A 1,059-nucleotide genomic window follows, 5' to 3' on the forward strand; every position below is an offset into this window, starting at 1 on the left:
GGCCGGTGACGCGGCCAGGCGAGCAGGGCGTAGAGCAGGGCGCTCAGGAGGAACACCGGGACGGTGACACCGACGGGACTGGGCCACACGTCCGTGAGCAGCCACGACGTCGCGGCACCGACGACCCACACGGCCACTGCTCGCCCGTGGACACCCCCGCGGAACCAGGCGCGCGGGCCACGGGCCACGAGCACGTCCAGGGTGGTGCGGCGGCCCTGGAGCACGTAGTCCACGAGGATCACGGCGAACACCGGCACGAAGAAGGCGCCGATCAGCGCAAGGAAATCCGTGAAGCGGGTGAGCAGGTCGAACCACATCGCACCGATGACGCTCACCGCGCCGAGCACCAGGGCGACGGGCACGAACGGAAGGGGCCGGCTCAGCGAGGCGTGGGTGACCGACGTCGCCATCCCGTAGACCACCATCGTGTTCGTGGCCATGACCGAGAGGAACATCACCACGGCCAGCGGCCAGCCGAAGGCCGCGACGAGGGTCGCCGGGTCGAAGGGGGTGGCCGCGGCGTCGCCCAGGAGCACGTGTGCGAAGGCCGTGAGGCCCAGGCTCATCGCGATGACGGTGGACAGGGTGTAGCCGATGCCAGAGCCCAGCGCGGCCGCGCGCGGGGTGCTCGCGTTCCGGGTGATGTCGGCGGAGAGGACGGTCCACGAGATGGCCGTGGCGAAGACGAGATCGAAGGCGAGGGCGGGAGTCAGCCCGACGGCGGGGTCCACCGGGATCGACGCCGGCTCGGCCGGGCCGTGGGCACGGAAGGCGGTGACGAAGATCCCGCCCATCACGGCGAGCATCACGAGGGCCAGCCAGGGTTCGATCCGCGCGATGCCCTCGTGCCCGAGGATCGCCAGGGCCACGACGACGAGCTGGCACAGAACCGCGAAGAGCAGCGGCGAGGAGAATCCGGTGGCCGCGGACACCAGGGCGTCCACCGCGAGGCCGGCCAGCATGGCCTGCACCCAGGACCACCCCATCAGGACCACCACGTTGAACGTCACCGGCAGCAGAGATCCGCGGTGGCCGAAGGCCGCTCGGGTCAGCGCCATG

The 1,059-nt window shown here is 71.3% G+C and carries 1 protein-coding gene; it reads right to left on the bottom strand.

Annotation, left to right across the window (positions count from 1 at the left end):
* On the bottom strand, positions 1 to 1,059 hold a 1,059-nt coding region (locus tag AB0N07_RS52030), incomplete at both ends, for a cytosine permease (protein ID WP_365848128.1).

Source organism: Streptomyces sp. NPDC051172, assembly GCF_040682555.1.
Classification (GTDB): Bacteria; Actinomycetota; Actinomycetes; order Streptomycetales; family Streptomycetaceae; genus Streptomyces.